Origin of the sequence: Streptomyces sp. NPDC006463 (assembly GCF_042870715.1) — a bacterium.
GTDB lineage: Bacteria > Actinomycetota > Actinomycetes > Streptomycetales > Streptomycetaceae > Streptomyces.
In genome coordinates, this window is sequence record NZ_JBIAHP010000001.1 from 78,681 (window position 1) to 102,548 (window position 23,868).

The window sequence follows — 23,868 nt, forward strand, 5'->3', positions numbered from 1 at the left end:
CTGGGGTCTGCCATCGAAGTGATCGGTCGTCGTCACCTCGTGAAGGCTGCCGGGGCTCTCGGGACGGTGTTACCCACTTCCGGCATCGGCGGTGCGGGCTGGCTGCGCCGTCGGCGCAGCCAGACGTAGAGCATCAGGCACGGCAGCAGCAGTCCGACGACGGTGAGGGTGAGGAACGCCGTGAAGCTGCTGATGTGGCTGGCGAGCCACGCGAAGTTCTGCCCGAAGAAGCCGACCACGAAGGACAGGGGGAGGAACACGCTCGCGAGGATCGTGAGCCTCTCCATCGTGGCGCTCTGCCGAAGGTTGATCTTGTTCTGCTCGACGGAGATCACCGCGATGTTCGCTTCCAGGACAGTGGTCAGAAGGTCGCGTTGGGCGGCGACCTCCTCATTGACCAGCAGCAGATGGTCGTGCACGTCCCGGAAGTACGGCAGGAGCGCGGGCGGTGACTTGCCGGGCTGCAGCCGCCGGGCGAGCACGGCGAGCAGCGGGTGTACGGCGCGGTAGAAGTCCGTGGCCTCGCGGCGCAGGCAGTAGATCCGTTCGGTCTGGGCGATCGCCCCGGAGAACACCGTGGCCTCGATCTGCTCGATGTCGCGTTCGAGTTCGCCGACGACGGGAGCGTAGCTGTCGACGACCTGGTCGAGGATCGCCCACAGCGTGGCGGCACTGCCGGTCTTGAGCAGTTCGGGGCGGCCTTCGAGTCGGCTTCGGGCACCGTGCAGCTCGCTCGCGATGCCCTGGCGGACGGTGATCACGAAGTGTTCGGCGAGGAAGATGCTGATCTCGCCGGTGTCGATCTCCTCGCGCTCGTCGTCGTAGCGTGCCGTGCGCAGGATGATCAGTTCGGTGCCGTCCTCGTACTGCTCGGCCTTCGGCCGCAGGTGGAAGGTACGGGCGTCCTCGACGGCGAGCTCGTGCAGGCCGAAGATTTCACGGACCCGGGCCAGCTCCTCCGGCCCCGGTTCGAAGATGCCCAGCCACACGAATCCGCCCTGCCTGCAGCGGGCGGCGGCCTGCTCCAGCGGCATCGCGCCCTCGTCCTGCCGACGCCCGTCCCGGTAGTGTGCGCAGTCGACGATCATGGCCATCCTCCTCACGGTCGGCCGGGGTGCGCCACTCTTGCCCACCGGCGGCGTAGCGCGCCGTACAGGCCTCACATCACTAGATGCTCCTCCGACTCATCCGGAATGTCCTCGCGTGCGGCCCCATCACCCTCCGGCTCACCGAGAGCCGGGCGGCGTCACCGTCGGTCTCGACAGGTCTCCGGAGAGTAACGCCGCTTCGACGGCGTACGGGTGACACCCGCCGCCCCGCAGTCCTCGTACGAGCGGGCACGCCCTCATCCGCCGCCGACGGCACCCGTCAGAGGTCCCAAGACCTCGGGCGTTCCAATGCCTCCCACTCGGCACGGAGCAGGGACAGGACGGCGACGTCGAGGCGGCGCCCCCGGTGCAGGCAGGCCGAGCGGCGCACTCCCTCGTGGACGAATCCCGCCTTGCCCAGGACGTTGAGCGCGGCTGTGTTGCTGGTGTGGGTGACTGCCTGGAGGCGCTGCATGGGCAGTTCACCGAAGGCGAGGTCGGTCAGGGCGTCCAGGGCGTCGGTGCCGTAGCTCTTCCCGCGGTATTGCGGATCCATCACCTGGAAGACCTCTGCCGTGCCCTCGACGATGTCCTGGTTGGTCAGGGCGATGTGGCCGATCGGCGTAGCGTCGGGCAGCAGGACCATGAAGTCGTCCCGCTCGTGATCATCCCTGTCTCGCTCCATGCGCTCGCGGAGCGAGGACAGGGAGCGTGGCCAGAATCCGATCTCGTGGGCTGCGACCGGGTCGGACCTCCAGCCGTGTATCAGATCGGCGTCTTCGGCGTCGAGTGGTGCGAGGCCGACGGTCCTTCCGCGCCAGCATGTCACTCGTCGGTCCGATGCCCTGGCCGCGTCTTCCAACTCGTTCTCAGTCACGGGCGGATGCTACGGGCCCACGGAGCGGAAGAACCAGCGAATTGAGGCGATCGCCCGTCGCCGTCCGAGGACCCGGCTGAAGCCGGGATCGGGCGCATCATCCCGAGTGGAGGGAGCGTTGACCACCGGAAATGGGGCGGCTCTGTCGGTGCCACTGCCTAGGGTGGGTGGATGAACGAGATACAGATCGTCTCCGGCCACGGTGCGTGGCGAGGTGGGTTCGAGGAGCGGGTGCTGGCCGGGTACCGGGCTGCGGGGTGTTCGGAACCATTGGCCCAGGCCCTGCTGGAGCGGGCGCTGAAGGGAATCGACGACTGGACGGTGGCCACGGACGGCACCGGGTGGATCGCGGTCGGGGTGACGGAGGACAACGGGGCGACCGTGGGCCGGATCCACGACCTGACGGTGCCCCAGGGGCGCGAGTGGGCAGAGCGGTGGTGCGCCGAGCACGGCGCGCAGCGGGTGGAGGTCCGGCTCACCGGCGGAGCGGGAGCGTTCGCCGATTATCCGGTACGGGGACAGAACCGGATGCGTGCCGCGGCCGAGCAGCCCGAGCTGCCACCGGGCCTGACGGTTCGCCGGCTCACCGAGGAGGAGTACCCGGGCTGGTATGCCGGTGAGGAGGCCGCGTACATCGCGGACATCGTCCGGGCCGGAGCTCTGACCCCGGAGCAGGCCAAGGAAAAGTCCGACCGGGACTTCGCGCGCCACCTCCCGCAGGGATACCTGACCCCGGGGCACGCGTTCTACGCGCTGGAGGCCGACGGCCGGGTGGTCGGCACCGGCTGGGTGAACCACGGCTTCCTGCCAGGCGTGACCTTCGGCTTCTCGCTGGAGGTTTACAAGGAGCACCGCGGCAAGGGCTACGGCCGGGCTGCGATGGCCGTCGGCGAGTGGGCAACCCGGCAGGGCGGCGACGAGGCGATGATGTTCAACGTCTTCGGCGGCAACGAGGTCGCGATGAGCCTGTACGACAGCACCGGCTTCGCCGTGTTGGACGAGTTCCGCTCGATCGAGCTCTAGCTCTAGCTCTGGCACGCAGTGCGGAGCCGCCCGGCCCGCACTGCACCCGCCCCCACCAGGTGTTCCGTCTGCCCGTGTGCGCGCGTTCGAGGCGCCCGGTATCGTCCAATAGGTGCGATCCGCCCGAACTACGGCCCCTGCCGGTCGGGCAGCCGTGGTTGCCGGCAGAGGGACGCGATCACACGGCACACCACAGCACCAGACCGAAGGGCAGAAGTCCGGACGACGGCTGGTCATCCGCACCGGAACCGGGGGACCCCGGACGGCGGTCCGTCGGCACGTTCTCCGGGATGAACAGGGCCGCCGCCACAGCTGCCTTGGTCCTCCTGGCGGGGGTCGGCCCGGCACCGAGCAGCACAGCGGCACAGGGTGCCCGCGCAGCCACGGCCTGGAGCGACGAGACGTCCACGGCACGGTTCGTGCCCGGCCCCTGCCCCAAGACGTCCGAGCCGGTCGCCGCACTCGACGACGCACGGTGCGGCTTCCTGGAGGTCCCCGAGAACCGCGCCCGCCCAGCCGGACGCATCGTCCGGCTGGCCGTCGCGGCCCTTCCGGGCACGTCGGCGAAACCGGCCGCGGACCCCGTTGTGTACATGGCAGGTGGTCCCGGAGGCGACGCGTTCGGTGACATCCCCTTCCTCGTCGACGCCGGTCTGAACCACGGCCGTGAGCTGATCATCATGGCCCAGCGCGGGAACCTCCACTCACAGCCGAACCTCGCCTGCCCGGAGATCGACCGGTCCTCCGCGCAGGCTGTCGGCCGCCGCTACGACGATCCGTCCGCCCAGCGGCTCCTGCTGCGCGCGACGAAGGAGTGCCGGGACCGCCTCACGACCGACGGCACCGACCTGAGCGCCTACAACACCGCCGAGAACGCGGCGGACTTCGCCGATCTGCGCACCGCGCTCGATATCCGCGAGTGGAACGTCTACGCGTACTCCTACGGCACCGACCTCGCCCTCACCTACCTGCGTCAGCACCCCCAGAAAATCCGTTCGGTGGCACTCGACTCGGTCACGCCTCCGCAGACCGTGAGCCTGCCGTGGACGTGGATCAGCGCCCGGGAAGCATCGGCACCATCCTGCGGGCGTGCCAGGCGCAGCCGGGCTGCAAGAGCCGCTATCCCGAAGTCGCCCGTACGCTCACGAGCAGGTGCGCCGACTGGAGGCGCGGCCGCTGACGTTCAACGCCGCTCCTCCGGGTGGCGGGAAGCCGGTGAAGGTCGTCCTCGACGGCGCGGCGCTGGTGAACCTGCTGGTCGGCAACGCCGTCCCGGCCGCCGATGTCCCGGCGGCCCTCGACGGGCTCGCCCGCGGACGTCCGGAGCGCTTCGCGCGGGCGCGCGCCGCCGGGGCGAATCCCGTCGTCGGCGAGACCGCGTTCGGCCTGACGCAGTCGGTGGCGTGCAGCGAATGGGTGCCGGGGCACGGAAAGTCCGACGTGTCGGACGCCGGCCGCATGGCCTTCCCCGGCTGGCCGGACACGGTCCTCGCCCAGGCACCGCAGCTCCCCTTCCAGCACGAGGTGTGCCGTGTCCGGAACGTTCCCGACCGGACCGCCTCCCAACGGGTGGCGGCCGTCAGCTCGGTGCCGACGCTCATCGTCTCGGGGACGTTCGACGGGAAGACCGGGGCGAGTTGGGGGGCCCGTACGGCGCGTGACCTGTCCCGCTCGACCGTCGTGCAGATCCCCGGGACCGGGCACTTCGTCGTTCCCCAATCGCCCTGCGCGCAACGCGTGCTGGCCTCGTTCCTAGCCCGCCCCAGCGAGCCCGACACCAGCTGCGCGGCCGATGTCAAGCCGAAATCGTTCACGATCGTCCCGAAGTGACCGGGAGGCCCGATGTCAACGGGACGTGCGGACGGCTCCGCTGACGGTGTTAGCGTGCCGGCATGCGCGCTCCCATCGGTCCATTCGACAACGCCGTGCCCGCCCCCGACTGTCTCGCCGAGCTCAACCCACCCGTGGCGCGAGCGGTCGCCGGCTGGCAGGGAGACGTACCCGCCGGGCAGATCCTTTACGTCGACACCGACCCGGCCATCGCCGACACCGCCGACTTCGTGGCGCACTTCGGGCAGGAGCTGCTGGACCAGTCCGCGAACTGCGTGGTGGTGGCCGCCAAGCGCGGCGGCCAGACCACCCTGGCGGCCTGCCTGGTGCCCTCCGCCGGCCGGGTCGACGTGAACGGCGCCGTCCGGCGTCACCTGGGGGCGCGCAAGGTGTCCTTCGCCCCGATGGAGACGGCCGTGGAGGTGACGGGCATGGAGTACGGCGGCATCACCCCGCTGGGGCTGCCCGACGACTGGCCGCTGCTCGTGGACGCGGCAGTCCGTGACATGCCGTACGTACTGATCGGCAGCGGGCGCCGCCGCGGGAAGCTCATCGCGCCCGGGAAACTGCTCGCGGAGCTCCCCGGCGCCGAACTGCTCGAAGGACTCGCCATCTGACGCGCCGACCGGTGGAGCGGCGAGGTTGCCAGGATCCCTGCGGCTGAGAGCAGATGGCCGACCGCATCGGCAAGCCGGTCGTCGCGGGGCCGAACAGCCCGATCGCGGCCGCACCGACGACGGACGCGTCGCACGCGAGCCACGTGGCGAACGTGCTGACCGCATGCGCCGCCTTCGTCGTCGCGGACGCGTGGCAGTTCCAGGAGGCCGCCGCCGAGCCCGTCGGCCACGGCCTGCGCCGCATCCCGGTCACCGGCCCGACGTCCGTCTGCCCGCTCACTGATCTGGCGCCGCGACAGCGACAGCGACACGGCGGTGAGCAGCACCGCGTCAACGATCAGGCTTGCGCTTCGATCAGGAGCCTGTGCTGCTGCCCCGCGGCTCCGGTGTCAGTTCCGCCGTGAGTTCATCCAGTGCTTCGAGCCGTCGGGCCGAGTCGGCCATGAGCGCGGCCGCCGCGACGAGGATGAGTTCCGTGACGGCGACTTCGTGGGTGAGCGGCGCGATGGGGCCGGCGGCTTCGCGGGGCAACCGGACCAGGACCTCCGCCTGTTCGGCGAGTGGGGACTCCCAGGCATCGGTGACGAGGATCAGCCGGGCACCGCGTGAGCGGGCCGCGTGAACGAACCTGGCCGTGCTGTCCGCGTAGCGGCGGAAGTCATAGGCCACGATCAGGTCCGATGGGCCCAGATCGACGAGCACCCGGGCCCGGGCCGCCGGGGTGTCCGGAACGCGGGCCACGCCTGGACGCAGGGCCGCCAGCTGACGGACCAGGTAGTCGGCCGCCAGTTCGCTGAGCGAGCCACCCAGCCCCCACACCCGTTCGCCGTCGGCCAGGAGACCCGCGATGAGGGAGAGCAGCGGCTCGTTCACCACCGACAGAGCGCTGTCCAGTCCGGCGCGCAGTTCCTCCGCCGCCCGGTTGACGTTCGGCGGCTCGTCCTCCGGTGACGTCGTGACGAACTCTCGCAGCCGCGACCGCTCGTGCTCCCGCGCGTCCGCACGCACCACGGCCTGAAATTCCGCGAACCCGTCGAAACCCAACCGCCGGAACAGCCTGGACGCTGTCGGCGGGCTGACCTGTGCACGGTCCGCCAACGTCCGCAACGGCCCCAGCGCAGCGAAGGGATAGTCCTCCAGCAGGACGCGCACGATGGCCCGCTCGCCGCGGGGCAGCTGCGGATACATCTCGCCGAGACGCACCTTCACCGAGTCAGTCGCCATGGTGACAAATGTTACGCGACACGCCAGATCCGATGGGAACGTTTCATGGCGCGGCCGCACGGCACGACAACAATAACGAGAAGGTAACGAGATGTAATGGCTGTTTCTCTTAGCCAATCTGTGAGAGCTTTGAGCAACGAACGTTTCTTGTGTCACTCTCTGCGGGATCGGTGAAATCTGTGAGCGTCTCGACGTCGGTGCAGTCCAGCCACTGGCAAGGTCTGATCAGCGCGTACCGGTCCTGGCTGCCGGTCAGCGCGACGACTCCCATCGTCTCGTTGCACGAGGGAAACACCCCGCTGCTGCGCGCCGACCATCTGTCCTCCGTCACGGGCTGCGACGTGTGGTTGAAGGTCGAGGGCGCCAACCCCACCGGCTCGTTCAAGGACCGCGGCATGACGGTGGCCATCAGCAAGGCCCTCGAAGCGAACGAGCGCAACACCATCGTGTGCGCGTCGACGGGCAACACCAGTGCCTCGGCCGCGGCCTATGCCGCGAGGGCAGGACTCGCGGCTGCCGTCCTGGTTCCCAAGGGACGCATAGCCCCCGGCAAGCTGGCGCAGGCCATCCGCTACGGAGCTCGGATCATCGAAGTCGCCGGCTCCTTCGACGACTGTCTGCGGATCGCCCGCGAGCTGGCCGAGCATCACCCGGTGACGCTGGTCAATTCGGTCAACGACCACCGGCTCGCAGGCCAGCAAACGGTTGCCTTCGAGATCGTCGACGCCCTGGGGTGGGCCCCGGACATCCACTGCCTGCCCGTCGGCAACGCCGGCAACATCACCGCCACCTGGCGCGGGTACACCGCGTACGCGGCCGCGAAACGGTGCACGGACCGGCCTCGGATATGGGGCTTCCAGGCGGCGGGCGCGGCGCCGCTCGTGCACGGTTCTGTGGTCGCCCGCCCCCGAACAGTGGCCAGCGCCATCGAGATCGGCAACCCTGCGAGCCGGAACGGAGCCCTGTCCGCGCGTGACGACTCCGGCGGCCTCATCTCCGCGGTCACGGACGAACAGATCCTCGACGCCTACCGCCTGCTCGCCATGCGTGAAGGCGTCTTCGTCGAACCCGCTTCGGCAACAGGAGTCGCCGGTCTGCTCGCGGAACACGGCCGAGGACGGCTCGACGCCGGCCAACGAGTCGTCGTCACACTCACCGGAAACGGTCTCAAGGACCACGAGACCTCGATGGCCGGCGGCTACGATTCCATTGAGGCCTCGCCTCACACGGCAGATGTCGCACGCACGATGAAGCTGCTGCCGTGAGAGCGGGCGGCGCGCCGGCTAGCCGTGGGCAGGTGCCGAGGAGTGGGCGTGCTGCTCGTAGAGGCGGTCGGCGAGCAGTGCGTGCGCGAGTGTGCCGCCCGCGCGGACGGAGGCGGTGACGAAGGCGGTCTCGGCGAGCTCCTCGGCGGTGACGCCGTGCCGGCGGGCGGCGGCTGTGTGGACGTCCAGGCAGTAGGAGCACTGGGTGACCAGCGCGACCGCCACCGAGATCAGCTCGCGGTAGCGGCGCGGCACTGCCCCGTCCTCCCGGTCCACGGCCTGCTGGAAGGCGATCCAGGCGGCGAACTCCGCCGGGGCGTTGCCGCCGACCGAGCGGGCGCGGTGGAGGTCTTCGGGGTGTGCGTACATGGGCGGACTCCTGAAGCGGTGCGTGGGAGGCGGGGGCGGCGGGCCTGTTGTCCGGCGCCTGGCACCACCTCACCGCGGGTGCCGCGGTGCCGTCCAAGACCGGTTTCGGGTGTGTGGGTTCGTTCTCGGTATCGTGGCCGGTCATGGACCTGCGGGCATTGCACTGTTTCATCGCCGTGGCCGAGGAGGGCCACTTCGGCCGCGCGGCCGTACGCCTGCATCTGGCCCAGCCGCCGCTGAGCCGCCGGATCCGGGAGCTTGAGGCCGACCTCGGGTGCCGGCTGTTCGACCGGATCCCCACCGGGGCACGGCTCACCCCTGCCGGTGAAGTGCTGCTGGCTGAGGCGCGCGACCTCCTGGAGCGCGCCGAACGCGCCCGCGAGCGGGTCCGCGGCGCGGAGGCCGACCGGGTCCTCGTGCTGGGCACGGTCGCGGGCGCGGGCGTGGAGGTCGGCCCGGCAGCGCTGGCTGCCTTGCGGCGGAACCGCCCCGGAGTGCGGGTGCGGCTGCGCGAAGCGCCGGTCACCGATCCGACTGCCGGCCTGCGCGAGGGCCGGGTGGACCTCGCGCTGACCCGCCTGCCGTTCGACACCACGGGTCTGACGGTTCGACAGCTCGGCGAGGAGCCGGTGGTCGCGGCCGTCCCGGCGGACGATCCACTGGCGGCCCGCCCGAGCCTGCGTGTCGCGGAGCTGGCCGGCCGCCCGCGATTCCGCCTGCCAACGGGCACCGACGGCCGGTGGCGCGCCTACTGGCTGGCCGCCGAGGAGGACGTACCCGGCCCGGTGGTGGCGTCCGTAGAGGAGTGCCTGCACGCTGTTCTGTGGGAGGGCGCGGTCGGCCTCCTCCCGGCAGGGGCCGTGCTGCGGCACGCGCGTCCCGGCATCGCTTTCGTCCCCGTCGACGGCTACCCGCCGAGCCGAGTCGTCACCGCCCGCCGGGCGGCCGTCACCGACCCGCTCGTCGATGCCCTCGCAGACGCCCTCGACGCCGCCGGGGAGGCGCGGGTGCAACAGGGGCGGCGCGCGGGACTCCGGCCCCCGACACCAGTACCCGCAGAACCGGACGTGCCCGGGCCCGACCGCGAGTAGGTGCCGTTGCGGCGGTCAGCGCTTGACTCCCGGGGCCTCACGATGTCATGCCACGGGGCCGAGGTCGCCTTCGAGGAGCGTCTGGATGATCTGGGGCCGGTCCCAGAGGGCCAGGATCTCGTTGGCGACGGCCACGGCGGGCAGGTGGCCCTGGCCGTGCATCTTGATGGCGGCGGCCAACAGGGTGCGTGGGACGGCCCCGGCGTCCAGGAGAACGCGCCATTCCTGCAGGCCGAGTTCCAGGAACTCCGGTCCGGCGAGCTCGGCGATCTCCAGGGGGTCGGCCAGCGTGCCGGGACGGGCCGTGAGGGTGCGCAGGCGGGGCAGTCCGGTGACGGGGGCGAGGCCGAACGGCGTGCCGTCGCACTCGCCGATGGACAGGACTTCCAGGGCGGGGTGGGCGGCGGCCTGGACGGTCTGCAGTCCTCCGCTTCCGACCGAGGCCACGACCGGGAGCTGATCCTCGCGACGGTCACGGCGTTCCTCCCTCACCCGGTTCAGAACCAGGTCGGTGAGGGAGTCGGCCACGAGTTCGGCGCCGATGCTCTGTTCGTGGTCGACCAGGATGACCTGGCCGACGTGTCCGCGCGGCCCAGGTGTCAGGTCGACCGCGATCTCGTCGCCGCCGTTGCTCCCGAAGACGATCCAGCCGGGTGATCCGGCCAAGCCCTGTACTGCGGACTCGGGAGGGGTGATGACCGCCTTCGTAGCCCCGAACTGCCAACGGGGGTGAGGGCTCGCCCCGTCGACGCTGTACAGGTCTTCCAAGGCGGAAAGTTCGTAGCCGACCGCGTCGGCGACACGATCCGCCGCTGCGTAGTCGTCGCCCCGGTCCTCCCGCCGTGCCCGGGTCACCCGGTAGAGGACCTTGAGCTCGTCGGGCAGCGTGACGCCCAGACGCTCTTCCGCCGCGGTGATCTCCTCTTCCGTCGCACCCCTGGCGTCGGGCAACCGTTCGCGGAGCGTCCGCTCCAGCAACTCCAGGTCCGCCGAAGGGGCCGGCACCGCACCGGGCACCGGATCGGGAAGTCGGCGCCAGGGCTCGGGAAGGGAGCCCTCGACCAGGACGAGCACCCCCAGGTCCGGATAACGGATGGCGGCCTGCACGGCCGGGCCGGGCTCGACCAGGCTGAGCGTGGTCCTTCCGGTCGGCTGGATCTCCGCCGTGAACGCGACCTCCTCGGCTCCGCCGCGCGCGAGCGCCCGTTGCACGTGCTCCACCGTGCCCCGCTCTGCCGGCGACATCCGACCCCGCAGCGCCAGACTCCAGCCATGTCGGCCGATGCGTCCTCCCACACGGGCGGGCCGCCCGGCACCCCGATCCGTGTTCCCGGCCAACAGGAGCCGCAGCACGGGCTCCCAGGTGGCGAAGTCGCGCACCGATGACACGTGCGGTCTCTGATCAACCATGCGCAGACGGTACTCGGAACCACTGACGCTCAGGGTTCCGTGCCGCGTGCATCGCTCGCAGGGAGCGTCAGCAAGGCTACTTGGCCACCCGGCAGGCGCTCACCGCGGTCCCGTTGGTCACACCGCCCGCTGTCAGGCCGGACACGCACTTGGCGTGGTCACCGCCCAGCCCGACGGAACACGCCGTCCTCACGTACTCCGGGGCCTCGCCACCTCGTAGCTCCCGCTCGACCTGGTTGATGCAGGCCCTGACGTCCGCGTGGGCGGCGGGGGCCGCGAGGACCGCGCCACCGAGCGCGAGGGTCAGGCCGGTGAGAACACCTGCCGTACGGGTCGTCGTGCGCATGGGACGTACCTGCTCTCGGGATCGTCGCGCGGCCCCGGGCCTGGGTATGCCGGAACCCCGCGGAAACGGCGCCGAGCGCACACGGCCGACGTACGGCCACTGGCCCTGGCCCCCGCACCAGACCGGCTCGGCAGGGCCTCCCCCTCCTTCGACGCTAGAGCAACCCCCTGCCGCGCGCACCCGCTACCCCGCGGGCCATCTGAGGCACTCCCCCCGCCGACCGGAGAGACAGGTGGCCGATCAGCTCATCACACTGCATCACGGCCCCAGGTGACGCTGCGTCACCACGACAGGCATCGGTTGCACGACCGCCGCCTCGCACGGGCGCCGATGAAGCTGCCGGCGGCAGGCAAGGGTGCTCCCGCGACCGGGTCGAGATGCGGATGCCCCGGCGGCGGATCATCCTGGCATGGCCGGAATCCCACGCCGAAGGAGAGAGCCATGTCCGCACTGGACAAGCTCAAGAAGATGCTCAAAGGCCACGAGGAGCAGTCGGGCCAGGCCATCGACAAGGCCGGTGACTTCGTCGACGAGAAGACCCAAAGCAAGTACAGCCCCCAGGTGGACACCGCCCAGGAAGCACTGAAGCGGCAGCTCAGCCAGGACCGGGAGGAACGGCCCCCGCAGACCTGACACAGCCGAGGTGACCGCCGCTCATCGAGCACCGGGCGCCGAAGGCTGGGAAGCGTCGGTCCGTCTCCGCCCCGGAACTCGTGTCCGGGGCGGAGCGGTGTGGGCTGCCGGTCAGGCGGCGGTGATGTTCTCCGCCTGCGGGCCCTTCTGGCCCTGCGTGATGTCGAAGGTCACGGCCTGGCCTTCCTGGAGCTCGCGGTAGCCGGTGGAGTTGATGTTGGAGTAGTGGGCGAAGACGTCCGGTCCGCCGCCGTCCTGCGCGATGAAGCCGAAGCCCTTTTCGGAGTTGAACCACTTCACGGTTCCGCTGGCCATGATCATGCCCTCTCAGTCGATGTCGGATCCGCACCGCGCGGACCCGGAGGTGATCGCCCTGGTCCGGCACTGCACAGCAAAACGCCCACGCCAGGGCGCGGGCAGGAACTGCGAACCACGACAGCTGGAGCTGAAACTACACGCCGAAACGGTCCGTCACCAGAGAGCAACGATCCCAAGGTTGTCATGACGTTCTCCTGGGCCGCTTCCGCGGTGCCCGAAGAGCCCGAAGAAGACGTGTTTGGTGCAGCTCATAGATCGAGGGTCCAGTTCTGGCCGACGAGGTCGTGGCCGAAGCTGTGGTGGGGCTCCTCGTCGGCGAGTGTGAATCCGAGGCCCTGGTAGATCTTGCGCGCGGACACCAAAACGTCGTTGGTCCACAGCGTCACCTGCCGGTAGCGGGCCTGCCGCGCGAAGGCCAGGCATTCTTCGACCAGGCGGGTGCCCAGGCCGAGCCCCCTGGCCTTCGGGGTGACCAGCAGGATGCGCAGCTTGACCACCCCTGGTTCGTCGCCGGCGACGAGGAAGACGCAGCCCGCGCGCTCGTCGTCGACCTCGGCGATCCACGCCGCCTCCGTCGACGGGTCGTGGCCGGTGCCGTAGTCGGCGACGATCTTGGCCACGAGGGCCTCGAAATCGGTGTTCCAGCCGAATTGCCGATCGTAGATCTCACCGTGGGCCATCACCACCCAGCCCAGATCCCCCGGGCGGTCGGCGCGGCGCACGACGACGTGCGGCTTACGTTCCTGCTGTGACATGGCTTTTTCTCCTGGACCGTCGACTGCATCCCGACCACTGACACAACTGTTTCAGTAACGCTAGGCTAGCCCCGTGCCTCAGGAAGCGACAATCCCGTCCGCCCGGCAGGTCGAGCTGCTGGAAGCGGCCTACCGCTATGCGCTCGCCCACGGCCTGGCGGACCTCTCCCTGCGTCCGCTGGCCACGGCCATCGGCTCCAGCCCCCGCGTCCTGATGTTCCTGTTCGGCAATAAGGACGGCCTGGTCAGAGCACTGCTGGCGCGGGCCCGGACCGACGAACTGGCGGTCTTGGAACAACTTGAGCAGGCCGACCAGCCCATCGGCCTGACCCCTGCGACGGAGCAGATCTGGTCCTGGCTCGCCGCCGAGGCGCATCGTCCGCTGCTGCGGCTGTGGGCCGAGGCGTACGCGCGGTCCCTCGTCGAGCCCGACGGCGCCTGGGCCGGCTTCGCCCGCGCCACCGTGAACGACTGGCTCGAAGTACTGGCCACCTGCCAGCCGGAGCCGGAACGCGGCAGCGAGGACGGCGCCACCCGCCGCACCCTGGCCCTGGCGGTGCTCCGCGGCGCCCTGCTCGACCTCCTCGCCACCGACGACGAGTCCCGCACCACCGCCGCCGTACACCACCAACTCGCCCTGCTCCGGGGCTGGGACACAGGCGAGACAGAGGACGGAGGACCCGTATGCGACCGACCCTGAAGCCGGGACTGAGAGCGCGAACGGAACACCAGGTACCCGCGCCACGCACCAGGGCGCAGCTGCTGGACCGAAGCGAGTCGGATCCGTCCGCCCGCACCACCCGGGAGGTGCCGGCGTGAGCGATCATGCCCTGCTGCCGCGTCCGGTCTTCGACGCGCACCTCCACATCATCGACCCGCGCTTCCCGCTGATCGGAAACGACGGCTACCTACCGCCCGCCTTCACCGTCGAGCAGTACCGCGAGCGCGTCACCGGACTCGGTATCCGCGGCGGCGCGGTGGTCTCCGGGTCCTTCCAGGGCTTCGACCAGGACTACCTGCGCGACGCCCTCGCCACGCTCGGTCCCACGTACGCGGGGGTCACACAGGTGCCGGCCACCGTGACGGACGAGGAGATCACCAGCCTCGACGCCGCGGGGGTGCGCGCGGTCCGTTTCAACGTTCGCCGCGGCGGATCGGCCACCCTCGACCAACTGGACCGCCTCGCCCGCCGCGTTCACGACGTCTCGGGCTGGCACACCGAGCTCTACATCGACGCACGCGACCTGCCCGACCTGGCCACGACGCTGGCCGCACTGCCCGCCGTCAGCATCGACCACCTCGGCCTGCACCGCGACGGACTCCCCCACCTGCTGAAGCTGGTCGAGCGGGGCGTCAAGGTCAAGGCAACGGGCTTCGGGCGCGTCGACCTCGACCCTGCCGAGACCATGAAAGCCATCATGAATGCCGACCCGACCGCCCTGATGGTCGGCACGGACCTGCCCTCCACCCGAGCCCGCCGCCCGTTCACGGACGCCGACTTCACCCTCGTCGCCCAGACCATCGGCGAGGAACACCTGGACGCCGTGATGTGGGACAACGCCGCCGCGTTCTACCGGATCCCCACCGGCCCCTCGTCGGCGTCGAGCTGGTGGTCGGCCCAGACGTAGCTTTCGGGAAGCAGGTCGGTGATCAGGACGGTTCGGACGTGCTCGTCTCCGCCGACGATGACCTTGAGGTCCGGGAAATAGTCGAGGAGGACCTGACGGCATCGGCCGCACGGTGGAACAACCCCCCGGTCGCGGTCGCCGACGGCGACGATCGTGTCGAGCTCGTACACGCCCTGGGCGGCTGCGGCGCCGATGAGGACCAGTTCGGCGCAGGGGCCTCCGGTGAAGTGGTAGGCGTTCACCGCGGTGACGATGCGGCCGTCACCGGTTCGGGCTGCGGCTGCCATGGTGTGGTCGTCGCCCCGGCACCGAGTGCGCGCGACGTGGGTCGCGGCCTGGATGAGTTCGTGGTCGACGTGTTCGGTCTGCGTGGTCATCTTCTCCGCCTTCTTGAGCTGCCAGGCGACGTTGCCCCGGACGGCGGCGGCGCGCAAGCGGATATCGGCGGTGTGGGGTTGGAGCACGCGGTGGTGTCGGCCTCCGCGTCGTCCCGTCCTGCCCGCGCCATCGCCCGTATCGTCCGGTCGGCCGCCGGACCGCACGACATGTGGCATCCGCTTCCGCTTGCCACAATGGCCACATGGCCGGTGCAGGGCCCTCGATCGAGGGCCGTTACGGTGAGCGGGTCTTCCGCCCCGAGGACCGGGGTGAGGACGACCGGATCGACCTCGGGGCGCTCACCTACGACGAGACGACGATGGCCCGGCTGCGACAGCTGGGCGTGGGTCCCGGCTGGACCTGCCTGGAGGTGGGGGCGGGAACGGGCACGGTGGCGCGGCGGCTGCTCGGCGAGGCGGGAGTGGCGCAGGTCCTCGCGGTGGACCGCGACGTACGGTTCCTCGCGGCGCACCCCGTACCGGGACTGACCACTCTCCAGGCGGACATCACCGCCGGGGACTTCTCCCCCGGGCTGTTCCGGCTGGTCCACGCCCGGTTCGTCCTCATGCACCTGCCCTCCGCGCAGCAGATGGTCTCCAGGCTCGCCGGGCTGCTCGCACCGGGCGGGGTCCTGGTGGTCAGCGACGCGGTCGACCTGACCACGGACTCGGCGCCCGTGACTCCGTACACCCGCGCCATGCGGGCCATGTGGCAGGGGCTGCGCGACAGCATCGGGACCGATGTCTCCCAGGTGCCCCACCGAACCGAGCTGCTGAGTGCGGCCGGGCTGGAACCGGTGGCGGCCGAGATCCACGTGCCGCCGCTCCTGCCCGGGAGCGCGATCAGCCGGTTCTGGGCGGACACCTGGGGCCGGGCACGGGCGGCCATGGTGGCGACGGGGCTGGTCGACGACGCCCAGCTCGACGAGGCCGTGCGCTACCTGGACTCCCCGCAGTGCACCGGATTGTCGCCGGGGATGCTCACGGCGTGGGGGTGGAAGTCCGAGGACGCGTCCCCGTGACCCCCTCCCTCCCAGGGCATGTCGGCGTGTGACATGCCGCTTTCGGTGTAATGGCGGCGTTGGGCGGCCGGGCCGCCGCACGCTGTCGCCGAGGAAGCAACGGCGTACGACCGCGCGGACCCCGGAGCGTGCGACGGGCGGGCACGGACGCCTCACCGAAAGGCGCGGATGACAGACCTCGCCGACGCCCGGGCACCCCGGGTCTCCCAGGACTCCCGAGCGCGCCGGGCTCGGGACCGGTACCGGGAAATCGCGCGGACCGAAGGCCCGGCCGCGGCACGGATCGTGGTCACCGTCGCCGTCGCCTGGCAGGTCGCGCTGTGGCTGGGAGCCGACCAGCCACCGGTCTTCGCGGCAATCGTGCCGCTGGTGGCCCTGCGCGGCGACCCGATGACGGCCCTGGGCACATCGCTGCAGCGGGCCCTGGGTGTGGTGGCGGGCGTGCTGATCGGGCTCGCCGTACTGAACGTGCTGCGGCCCTCGACCGCCACGCTGGCCCTGGTGGTGGCCCTGGGCCTGGGCGTCGGAATGGTCCTGCGGGCCGGCGGTGGGCTGAACATCCAGGTCGCGGCGTCGTCGCTCCTGGTCTTCGCCAACACTTCACCCGATGCCTACGCGCTGGACCGGGTGTGGGAGACCGTTGAGGGAGCGGCGGTGACGATCCTGCTCGCCCCGCTGCTGTGGCCACCCGCCCCTCACCGGGTCCTGGCAGTCATCGCCGACGACTGCCGTGCGCGCCTGATCCGGTCCCTCACCGGCACCGTGGCGGCCCTGGGCACCGGCCCAGCCGCCGCCCGCGAGAACCTCACCCTGGTGGATGCCCAGGTCGAAGCAGTACACGCGAACGCGGCACGCGCCCGCGAAGCCGAACGCGCCATGAGGTTCAATCCCCTGCGCCGACGTCATCGCGACACCGTACGACTCCGGGCGCGGCACGTCGCCGTCGCCGACAGGCTCAGCGCACACCTGGCGACCCTCGCCGGGGAGGTCGCCGCGCTCACCGGCCGGGAGGACCTTGCTGCAGACCTCGCCCGGGCGGGGCGTCGGCTTCCCGAACTCGCCGCGCTCACCGCGCGGGCCATCGGACACACCCTGTCCGGGGAGGATCCCCGCCCCGCCGTGGCCACGGCCCGGAACTGGCTGACCGCCTACGATCGCGCGGACTCCCGGCCCCTCGCCGTTGCCCTCCGCCGGCCATTCCACCGGATCCTCGAAGAGCTCGACCAGGCATCCGCCCCCAGCGGGGAAACGCCGTCGCCGAGGTGACGGCGAGCTGTCCGTACTCGCCCGCGTCAGTCCCTCAACAGCAGCACGGCGGCCGCCAGTACGACCCCCAGGACGAGGGCCATGACGCCGTAGACCGGCCGGTGGTCGCGGAGCACCGGCACGAAGTGGTCCAGGGCGAAGCGGCCCGGGCCGGCCAGGGCCAGGGTGACGGCCGCGGCAATGATCAGGGACTCGAATTCGACGCCCTGCATGCCCAACACGGCGCCGGTCCATTTGACGCAGATGGCGTTGATCATGACGCCGACGATCGCGGCGGCGGCGAGCGGCGTGAGCAGGCCGAGGATCAGGCCCAGGCCGCCCAGCGTCTCGGTCAGGCCCGCGATCGTCGCCATGGTCTCGCCCGCCGGGTAGCCGGCTTTGCTGAAGAACATGCCTGTGGTTTTGGTACCGACGCCGTCGAACCACCCGTACAGCTTCTGGGTTCCATGGACGACCATGATCACGCCGAGCACGACGCGGAGCACGGGCAGGCCGATGTCACAGGGGGCGATTCTGCCGGTACTGCCGGTCACGGTGCGGGGAAGGGTGAGGAAAGGGCTCTCAGCCATCATGGCGCTTCCTGTCGGAGGTGAAAGAGCGGGGGAAGAGAAGGGTCAGCCGAACCGGAGGGTTCTCAGGCGGGCGCCCACCTCACCCAGGGTGACGAAGAGCGGGGCGACATGCCCGGCATGCGGATACGCGAGTCGGCCGGTCGGGGACGCACGTTCCGAATCGAGCAGGGACGTCGACACCCCCGCCGACGCCACTGGCCCCAATATTCGAACATTTGATTGAATTAATGGATGACGTCCATCCACTTTCCCGACGACCTGATCAGCCTCCAGACCGCATGGATCCGCACCTACACCGACCTGGCCCGGCTACCCGCCCAGGCCGGCACGACAGCGCTCCGACGCAGGCTCATCACCCTCTCCTGCCGCATCGCCGCCCACCCTTTCTGGACGGCCCCGGGCCGCTCCGCGGCCGCCCGGGTCGAGCTGCGTCGCCAGGCCCGGACCCGCGCCTGGGTGACCGCGGCGTGACCGGTGAGCACGCCGGAGGTCGCTCAGCGGGCGGCAGTGCCGAACCACTCGGTCAGCCGGCCGAGCAGCTCCTGCTGATCCTCGCCGACCCACGCCACGTGGCCGTCCGGCCGCAGCAACAACGCGGGCAGGTCCAGTTCCTCGCTGACGTCGACGACGTGGTCGACCCGGTCCGCCCACCCCTCCACCGACAGCCGGCCGGTCTGGTCGAGCAGGAGCCCGCGACCGCCGTGCATCAACTCGTAGAGACGGCCCCGCTTCAGCCCCACGTCCCGCATCCGCCGGCCGAGCAACTCGTTGCCCTCACCGATGTCGTAGCGGACCCCGACCGCGGTGACCGTCTCGGTCATGTACCGGTTCACCTCCTCGAAGTCCAACAGCTTCGAGAACAGCTCCCGCAGCGCCTTCGCACCGGGATCGGCCTCCAGCAGCAAGCCCTGTGCGCGGGCTTCGGCCAGTACGAGGGCGCCCACCGGGTGGCGTTCGGCGTGGTAGCTGTCCAGCAGTCCCTCCGGCGCCCAACCGCCCACCTCGGCGGCCAGTTTCCACCCGAGGTTGAAGGCGTCCTGGATGCCGAGGCCGAGTCCCTGCCCCGCGGTCGGCGGGTGGATGTGGGCCGCGTCGCCGGCCAGGAGCACCCGGCCGACCCGGTAGCGCTCGGCCTGCCGGGTGGCGTCGCCGACCCGGGACACCCAGCGCGGTGAGTGCGCGCCGAAGTCGGTGCCCGCGAACGCCCGCAGCCGCTGCTTGAACTCCTCGAAGGTCGGCGGGGTCTCACGCTCCTCGGCCAGCCCTTCTGCGGGCACGATGATGCGGTACACCCCGTCCCCCATCGGCACGGCACCGAACCGTACGTGGGTCTTGCGGATCTCGGCCGTGACGGCGGCCAGTGCCGCCGGGTCCTCGGTCACCTCCACATCGGCCAACAACGTCTCGACCTTGGAAGGTTCACCGGGGAAGCCGACACCGAGCAGCTTGCGCACCAGACTGCGGCCACCGTCGCAGCCGACCATGTAGCGGGCCTGCAACCGCGTGCCGTCGGCCAGTTCGGCGGTCACGCCGCGCTCGTCCTGGCTCAGCCCGACCAGTTCGCAGCCGCGACGGATATCGGCCCCCAGTTCGACGGCGCGCTCGGTCAGCAGGCGCTCGGTGACCGGCTGCGAGACGGCGATGCCGTAGGGGTGTGCGGTGTCCACCCCTACGGGCCACGGCTTGACGATGCCGGCGAAGAAGCCACCGGCCTGGAACTTCTCGCTGACGGCGAGGAACCGGTCGAGCAGGCCGCGCTGGTCCAATATCTCCACGGTGCGCGCATGGAGGCCTCGCCCGCGGGACTGCCCGGTCGGCTCCGTCAGCTTCTCCAGTACGACCACGTGCACACCATGCAGCCGCAATTCGCCGACCAGCATCAGCCCGGTCGGTCCACCACCGGCAATGATCACGTCAATCAACACAACCCCCATGCATTTCCGCAAGTCCTGGCTTCGACGGACAATTCTGCGGCATGCTCCGGGGTCTTTCCTCAAGCCGTGGCTGCGGCCGTTACAGCTTGCGGCACAACAGGGCGTCCGGCGTCTTCCCCTTGGCCCATGCCCCCGTGAAGGCGATGCCCGCGGCGTACTCATCCGCGGCGCACTGCCCCTTGTAGTTGCCGTACGCGAACTCTCCCCCGGGGCCTGCGGCCGGCCGGTTGTCACCCCGGTCGAACCAGACGGTACGGCCGTTCGCCCCCAGGTTCCTGCCCGCCTGGGCGCACAGGACCGCGGAGACAGCCTGGCCGCGCACGCTGTAGCCGATCATGAACTGGTTGGGCCCGCACTGGTACTTGGTGTAGCCGCCCGCCCAGTCTCCCTGCTGTACGTACCGTTCGTCGCTCACCACGGTCGGCACCGAGCCGGTGGCCGGCAGACCGGAGGACCCGGCATCGGTGCACAGCCCGCGCCCGTCACGGTGTGCCAGGCCGACGAGCCGCTGTCCGTCGGGGCACGTCCCCTTGCGAGCGCCCGGATCCCAGTCCGCGAGCGTCCGCATGTGTGCCGACTGGACCGCATCGGTGTGGTCGAGGTTGAGCATGTCCCAGGTGTCGGAGAGGGCGACCTGGCCGCTCTTCTGTGGCGAGGAGACGAGCCGGTTCCAGTTGGCGGCGCGCCAGTCACCGTTGTCCAGGATGCCGGAACGGTGGCCCGCCGAGTCGAAGTTGAGGATCGACCAGGTGCCGTGTCCGGCCCATCCGACCAGGGGCCAGTAGGCGAAATCGGTGTCGTTGGCGATCAGATAGTCCACGAAATTGCCGAACCAGGCGCGTGCCTGCGGGCTGGTCTCGTCGCTGCCGATGCCGAACTCGCTGATCCACAGGGGTGCGGTGAAGTGGCGGCCGGATTCGGCGGTGACGTAGAACGCCTGGCGCTGCAGGGTCGCGAACAGGTCTTCGCGGGAGAGTTCCTGGTAGCGCGGGTCGTGGGTCTCACCCATGCCGGTCGCGCCGGTGTGGTTCGGCCCGGTGTAACCGTAGAAGTGCGCCGCGTACACCAGCTTGTTCGAGGCCACGAGGGTGTGCGAGAGGGTACGTACCGGTTCGAGCGTGGGGCGCCAATGGGGCAGCCCGTCGGCCGGGATGCCTTGCCAGTTGATGCCTTCGACGATCACCAGCAGGTCGGGGTTGGCCTCGGTGAGGAGCCGGTCACCGAGGCGCTGGGAGGCGGCCCACCAGTCGTGGTCGTTGCCCCAGTTCCAGTTGGCGTCGTCGGTGACGGTGCGGCGGACCTCGTTGTAGAGGTCGGCGCCGACGACGCGCTTGTTGTCCTTGTAGCGGCGGGCGAGGCTGATCCAGTCGTTCTCCCACTGCGCGGTGGACTGGCTGGTGTTCCAGCGTTCGTTGCCGTCCAGGCCGCAGCAGAAGCGTGAGGTGTTGGTGTGGTTGTTGAGGACCACCGCGAAGCCGTCCGCCGTGGTGGCGGCGATGACGGCGTCGAAGACCTGGAGCGGGGTCTTGCCGCGCAGTTGGGGGTTGGCGGCGACCGAGGCGTCGGAGACCGGGCGCTGATCGTGCAGCATCTCGTTGGAGAACGGCAGCCGGATGCTGTTGATGCCGAGTTCGTGGAATCCGGCGAGGACCTGCGGGATCGGGGCGCGGTCCAGGCCGAGCGGCATCTGGTCGGCCTTCTCGCCGTCGTGGTGGGCGGCCGGGTCGTTGATGTCGCCGGAGCCGTTCCAGGATCCCTGGGCGCCGTGCCAGTTCGCGGACTTGAGCTTGAAGCGGTTGCCCTCGGCATCGACGATGTAGCGGCCACGGGTGCTGAGGGGCGGACGCCAGGAGTCGGACAGGACGGCCGGGGTGCCGGCCGTCACAGGAGTCGCGGCAGTCGTGGACCCGGTCGCGGACGCGGTCCCGGACGCGATGACCGGGGAGGCGCCGAGCGCTCCGAACAGCAGCGCCGCGGCGAGTATCGCCGGTCGCAGGGGTCTTCTCACAGTGTCCTCCGAAAGTGGCTGGGGGTGGACGTGCGTGGTGGAGCGGTTTCGGGCGACGGAACGGTGGCTCGCTCAACTGCCGCCGCTGCCGAGGACCGCGACGCCTCGCGGTTCGAGGGTCACGTGGCGGACGAGAGGCCTGCGATCGTCGAGGAGGTCCCGGCGGTCGGCCGGCAGCGTCACCTCGTGTTTGTCCTCGGTGTGGTTGAGCAGGATGAGGACGTCGTAGCCCGCGCCGTGCCGGATCGTCGCCTGGACGCCTGTGCGCAGTCCGGGCAGAACGGGGGCGACTCCCGCGTCGGCCAGTGAGCGGTCGACGATGGCCCGCATCGTGACGGGATCGGGGCGGGTCGCGACGTAGCGGGCAGTCCCTGTGCCATGGGTGTGCACCGTTGCCGCCGGGCGGTCGTCGTCCCAGTCGGGTCCGGCGAAGAAGAGTTCGGGGCGTGCCCCGGTGAGCTTCACGTCCTCGCGCCACAGCGACGCCGGCGCGGGCACGGGCACGGGCGCCGCACGGTCTGCTTCCGGGGCCCGGAGAGGGACCGCCTCGCCTGCTGCGGTCGGCCAGAACTCCTCGACCCGTACCCCCAGTACGTCACCCAGCGGAGCCGGATAGCCGCCCGTGTGCACGCGGTCGTGCTCGTCGACGATCCCGGTGAAGAACGAGGCGAGCAGGGATCCCCCGTCCGCCACGAACGTGCGTATCCGTGCGGCGTTCTCGGCCGACAGCAGGTAGTGGCTGGGCAGCACGAGCAACTTGTACGGGCTGAGGTCCGCGGAGGGATGGACGACGTCGATGCCGACACACGCTTCGAACAGAGGTGCGTAGTGGTCGAGGACGCGGTCGAGGCAGCGCACGCCGTCCGAAGGATGCGAGTCGAGTTCGAGCGCCCACCAGTTGTCCCAGTCGAACATGACCGCGACCTCGTTGTGGACGCGCGTGCCGGCCAGCTCGGGTACCCGGGCCAGTTCGCGGCCCAGCTCGCGCACCTCGGCGTGAACCCGGGTCCCGGCCCCCGCGTGCGGGACCATGCCGGAGTGGAACTTCTCCGCGCCGCCACGGGACTGCCTCCATTGGAAGTACATGACGGCGTCCGCGCCCTGCGCGACGGCCTGCCAGCTCCACAGGCGCATCCGGCCGGGGCTCTTGGCCCCGTTGCGGCCCCGCCAGTTGACGGCGGACGGGGCCTGTTCGGTCAGCAGCCACGGCTTCCCGCCGGCCGCACCGCGCAGGAGGTCGTACGACAGCGCCGCAGCGACGTGGGCCGCCTCCCAGTGCGGGTCCGGGTAGCTGTCGAGGGCGAGGACGTCCATCTCGGGTGCCCAGGCGTGGACGTCGACCGCCTTGTGTCCGGCGAGGAAGTTCGTGGTCACCGGCGTGTCGGGGGTGATGCGGCGCAGCACGTCGCGTTCGAGGGTGAAGCAGGTGCGCAGGGCGTCGCTGCTGAACCGCTTGAAGTCGAGCTGCTGGGAGGGGTTGGGGTACGTCGGTGCGGTGCGCGGCGGCAGGACCTGGTCGAACGAGGTGTAGCGCTGCGACCAGAAGTCCGTGGACCACGCTTCGTTGAGTGCGTCGACATCGCCGTACCGGGCCGCGAGCCATTGCCGGAAACCGGCGGCGGAGGTGTCGCAGAAGCATTCGGCGACATGGATCCCGTACTCGTTGCCGACGTGCCAGAGGCCCAGCGCCGGATGGTCGCGGTAGTGGGTGGCGACGGCTTCGACCAGGCGGACGGCCCGGTCGCGGAAGACCGGGCTGGAGGGGCAGAAGTGCTGGCGGCCCCCAGGGGACAGAACGCCCCCGGAGGCGGTGACCGGCAGGATCTCGGGATGCTCGACTGCGAGCCACGGGGGTGGCGACGCGGTCATGGTGGCCAGGTCGACGGTGATGCCGTGCGCGGCCAGGTCGTCCATGACGGTGTCGAAGAAGCCGAAGTCGTAGGCGTCGCGGGCGGGCTCGACGCGGGCCCAGGCGAAGATGGCGAGGTTGACGAGGTTGACGCCCGCCTCGTTCATCAGGCGCAGGTCCTCGGCGCGGGTGGCCGCGTCCCACTGCTCGGGGTTGTAGTCGCCGCCGAATCCGAGGCCGCCCAGTCGGGTGCCGAGGGCTCGGGCACGGTCGTGTGCCGGAGAGTTCATCTTCCTTACCCCTTCAGGTACTTCAGGTACTGCAGCAGGGCGTTACGTCTCATGTGCGTGCACCGGGAGGCCGCGT

25 protein-coding genes and 1 pseudogene are annotated in these 23,868 nt (G+C 70.5%); 13 read left to right on the top strand and 13 right to left on the bottom strand.

Going from position 1 to position 23,868, the window contains the following annotated elements; translation table 11 throughout:
- Positions 1 to 32 precede the first annotated feature (32 nt).
- Entirely contained in the window at positions 33 to 1,088 is a 1,056-nt protein-coding gene (locus ACFYOB_RS00425; protein ID WP_388552367.1) for a CorA family divalent cation transporter, read from the bottom strand.
- A gap of 280 nt (positions 1,089 to 1,368) precedes the next feature.
- A complete protein-coding gene (locus ACFYOB_RS00430; protein ID WP_388552369.1) occupies positions 1,369 to 1,965 on the bottom strand; it encodes a GNAT family N-acetyltransferase in 597 nt (198 codons plus the stop codon).
- 171 nt (positions 1,966 to 2,136) lie between these two features.
- Between ACFYOB_RS00430 and ACFYOB_RS00435 the strand changes: the two genes are divergently transcribed.
- The 5 genes and pseudogenes from ACFYOB_RS00435 (at position 2,137) to ACFYOB_RS00455 (ending at position 5,839) form a co-directional block, all read left to right on the top strand.
- A complete protein-coding gene (locus ACFYOB_RS00435) occupies positions 2,137 to 2,988 on the top strand; it encodes a GNAT family N-acetyltransferase (RefSeq protein ID WP_388552372.1) in 852 nt (283 codons plus the stop codon).
- A 593-nt stretch (positions 2,989 to 3,581) separates the two neighbouring features.
- Positions 3,582 to 3,944 (top strand): annotated as a pseudogene (locus ACFYOB_RS00440) (alpha/beta hydrolase); the annotation flags it as partial.
- A gap of 196 nt (positions 3,945 to 4,140) precedes the next feature.
- The gene (locus ACFYOB_RS00445) at positions 4,141 to 4,818 is read left to right on the top strand and encodes an alpha/beta hydrolase (protein WP_388552375.1); all 678 of its coding nucleotides are present in this window, start codon (positions 4,141 to 4,143) and stop codon (positions 4,816 to 4,818) included.
- 62 nt (positions 4,819 to 4,880) lie between these two features.
- The gene (locus ACFYOB_RS00450) at positions 4,881 to 5,435 is read left to right on the top strand and encodes a YbaK/EbsC family protein (protein ID WP_388552378.1); all 555 of its coding nucleotides are present in this window, start codon (positions 4,881 to 4,883) and stop codon (positions 5,433 to 5,435) included.
- A gap of 53 nt (positions 5,436 to 5,488) precedes the next feature.
- On the top strand, positions 5,489 to 5,839 hold the full coding sequence (locus ACFYOB_RS00455; protein WP_388552381.1) for a hypothetical protein: 351 nt from the start codon (positions 5,489 to 5,491) through the stop codon (positions 5,837 to 5,839).
- Here ACFYOB_RS00455 and ACFYOB_RS00460 read toward each other — a convergent pair.
- Positions 5,790 to 6,659 carry a MurR/RpiR family transcriptional regulator gene (locus ACFYOB_RS00460; protein ID WP_388552383.1) on the bottom strand — a complete coding sequence of 290 codons (870 nt, stop codon included), beginning with the start codon at positions 6,657 to 6,659 and terminating at the stop codon, positions 5,790 to 5,792. The genes ACFYOB_RS00455 and ACFYOB_RS00460 overlap by 50 nt on opposite strands.
- A 179-nt stretch (positions 6,660 to 6,838) precedes the next feature.
- Here ACFYOB_RS00460 and thrC point away from each other — a divergent pair, with 179 nt between their 5' ends.
- On the top strand, positions 6,839 to 7,924 hold the full coding sequence (gene thrC / locus ACFYOB_RS00465; protein ID WP_388552386.1) for a threonine synthase: 1,086 nt from the start codon (positions 6,839 to 6,841) through the stop codon (positions 7,922 to 7,924).
- A gap of 18 nt (positions 7,925 to 7,942) precedes the next feature.
- Here thrC and ACFYOB_RS00470 read toward each other — a convergent pair whose 3' ends face one another.
- Positions 7,943 to 8,293: a carboxymuconolactone decarboxylase family protein gene (locus ACFYOB_RS00470; RefSeq protein WP_388552389.1), complete on the bottom strand. Its 351-nt coding sequence runs from the start codon at positions 8,291 to 8,293 to the stop codon at positions 7,943 to 7,945.
- A gap of 143 nt (positions 8,294 to 8,436) precedes the next feature.
- Here ACFYOB_RS00470 and ACFYOB_RS00475 point away from each other — a divergent pair, with 143 nt between their 5' ends.
- Complete coding sequence (locus ACFYOB_RS00475; protein WP_388552392.1) at positions 8,437 to 9,384, top strand: LysR family transcriptional regulator; 948 nt, start codon at positions 8,437 to 8,439, stop codon at positions 9,382 to 9,384.
- Between the two features lie 45 nt (positions 9,385 to 9,429).
- Here ACFYOB_RS00475 and ACFYOB_RS00480 read toward each other — a convergent pair whose 3' ends face one another.
- Positions 9,430 to 10,794 carry an SMI1/KNR4 family protein gene (locus ACFYOB_RS00480; protein WP_388552395.1) on the bottom strand — a complete coding sequence of 455 codons (1,365 nt, stop codon included), beginning with the start codon at positions 10,792 to 10,794 and terminating at the stop codon, positions 9,430 to 9,432.
- A gap of 76 nt (positions 10,795 to 10,870) precedes the next feature.
- Positions 10,871 to 11,140 (bottom strand): hypothetical protein, encoded by a 270-nt coding sequence (locus ACFYOB_RS00485; protein ID WP_388552398.1) that lies wholly within the window; start codon positions 11,138 to 11,140, stop codon positions 10,871 to 10,873.
- A gap of 441 nt (positions 11,141 to 11,581) precedes the next feature.
- Between ACFYOB_RS00485 and ACFYOB_RS00490 the strand changes: the two genes are divergently transcribed.
- Positions 11,582 to 11,773 carry an antitoxin gene (locus ACFYOB_RS00490; protein ID WP_388552401.1) on the top strand — a complete coding sequence of 64 codons (192 nt, stop codon included), beginning with the start codon at positions 11,582 to 11,584 and terminating at the stop codon, positions 11,771 to 11,773.
- A 111-nt stretch (positions 11,774 to 11,884) separates the two neighbouring features.
- Here the strand turns inward: ACFYOB_RS00490 and ACFYOB_RS00495 are convergent, their stop codons facing one another.
- Both ACFYOB_RS00495 and ACFYOB_RS00500 read right to left on the bottom strand, forming a co-directional pair.
- A complete protein-coding gene (locus ACFYOB_RS00495; protein WP_328929665.1) occupies positions 11,885 to 12,088 on the bottom strand; it encodes a cold-shock protein in 204 nt (67 codons plus the stop codon).
- A gap of 251 nt (positions 12,089 to 12,339) precedes the next feature.
- The gene (locus ACFYOB_RS00500) at positions 12,340 to 12,846 is read right to left on the bottom strand and encodes a GNAT family N-acetyltransferase (RefSeq protein ID WP_388552404.1); all 507 of its coding nucleotides are present in this window, start codon (positions 12,844 to 12,846) and stop codon (positions 12,340 to 12,342) included.
- 73 nt (positions 12,847 to 12,919) lie between these two features.
- Between ACFYOB_RS00500 and ACFYOB_RS00505 the strand changes: the two genes are divergently transcribed.
- Positions 12,920 to 13,546 (top strand): TetR/AcrR family transcriptional regulator, encoded by a 627-nt coding sequence (locus ACFYOB_RS00505; RefSeq protein WP_388552407.1) that lies wholly within the window; start codon positions 12,920 to 12,922, stop codon positions 13,544 to 13,546.
- A 115-nt stretch (positions 13,547 to 13,661) separates the two neighbouring features.
- Positions 13,662 to 14,474, top strand: a complete 813-nt coding sequence (locus ACFYOB_RS00510; RefSeq protein ID WP_388552409.1) for an amidohydrolase family protein — start codon at positions 13,662 to 13,664, stop codon at positions 14,472 to 14,474.
- Here ACFYOB_RS00510 and ACFYOB_RS00515 read toward each other — a convergent pair.
- Positions 14,417 to 14,851, bottom strand: a complete 435-nt coding sequence (locus ACFYOB_RS00515; protein WP_388553956.1) for a cytidine deaminase family protein — start codon at positions 14,849 to 14,851, stop codon at positions 14,417 to 14,419. The two genes, ACFYOB_RS00510 and ACFYOB_RS00515, sit on opposite strands and share 58 nt — an antisense overlap.
- Positions 14,852 to 15,054: 203 nt before the next feature.
- On the opposite strand from ACFYOB_RS00515, the gene ACFYOB_RS00520 reads away from it, so the two are divergent.
- On the top strand, positions 15,055 to 15,873 hold the full coding sequence (locus tag ACFYOB_RS00520) for a class I SAM-dependent methyltransferase (RefSeq protein ID WP_388552411.1): 819 nt from the start codon (positions 15,055 to 15,057) through the stop codon (positions 15,871 to 15,873).
- A 168-nt stretch (positions 15,874 to 16,041) separates the two neighbouring features.
- Positions 16,042 to 17,139, top strand: a complete 1,098-nt coding sequence (locus ACFYOB_RS00525; RefSeq protein ID WP_388552413.1) for an aromatic acid exporter family protein — start codon at positions 16,042 to 16,044, stop codon at positions 17,137 to 17,139.
- Positions 17,140 to 17,165: 26 nt separating this feature from the next.
- Here ACFYOB_RS00525 and ACFYOB_RS00530 read toward each other — a convergent pair whose 3' ends face one another.
- Positions 17,166 to 17,711, bottom strand: a complete 546-nt coding sequence (locus ACFYOB_RS00530; RefSeq protein WP_388552416.1) for a DoxX family protein — start codon at positions 17,709 to 17,711, stop codon at positions 17,166 to 17,168.
- Between the two features lie 231 nt (positions 17,712 to 17,942).
- Here ACFYOB_RS00530 and ACFYOB_RS00535 point away from each other — a divergent pair, with 231 nt between their 5' ends.
- Positions 17,943 to 18,182, top strand: coding sequence for a hypothetical protein (locus ACFYOB_RS00535; protein WP_388552418.1), 240 nt, complete (start codon positions 17,943 to 17,945; stop codon positions 18,180 to 18,182).
- A gap of 23 nt (positions 18,183 to 18,205) precedes the next feature.
- Here the strand turns inward: ACFYOB_RS00535 and rox are convergent, their stop codons facing one another.
- From rox to ACFYOB_RS00550, 3 genes are all read right to left on the bottom strand, one after another.
- Entirely contained in the window at positions 18,206 to 19,633 is a 1,428-nt protein-coding gene (gene rox, locus ACFYOB_RS00540) for a rifampin monooxygenase (protein WP_388552421.1), read from the bottom strand.
- A 91-nt stretch (positions 19,634 to 19,724) separates the two neighbouring features.
- Entirely contained in the window at positions 19,725 to 21,653 is a 1,929-nt protein-coding gene (locus ACFYOB_RS00545; protein ID WP_388552424.1) for a glycoside hydrolase family 5 protein, read from the bottom strand.
- A gap of 72 nt (positions 21,654 to 21,725) precedes the next feature.
- Positions 21,726 to 23,792, bottom strand: a complete 2,067-nt coding sequence (locus ACFYOB_RS00550; protein WP_388552427.1) for a beta-galactosidase — start codon at positions 23,790 to 23,792, stop codon at positions 21,726 to 21,728.
- Positions 23,793 to 23,868 lie beyond the last annotated feature (76 nt).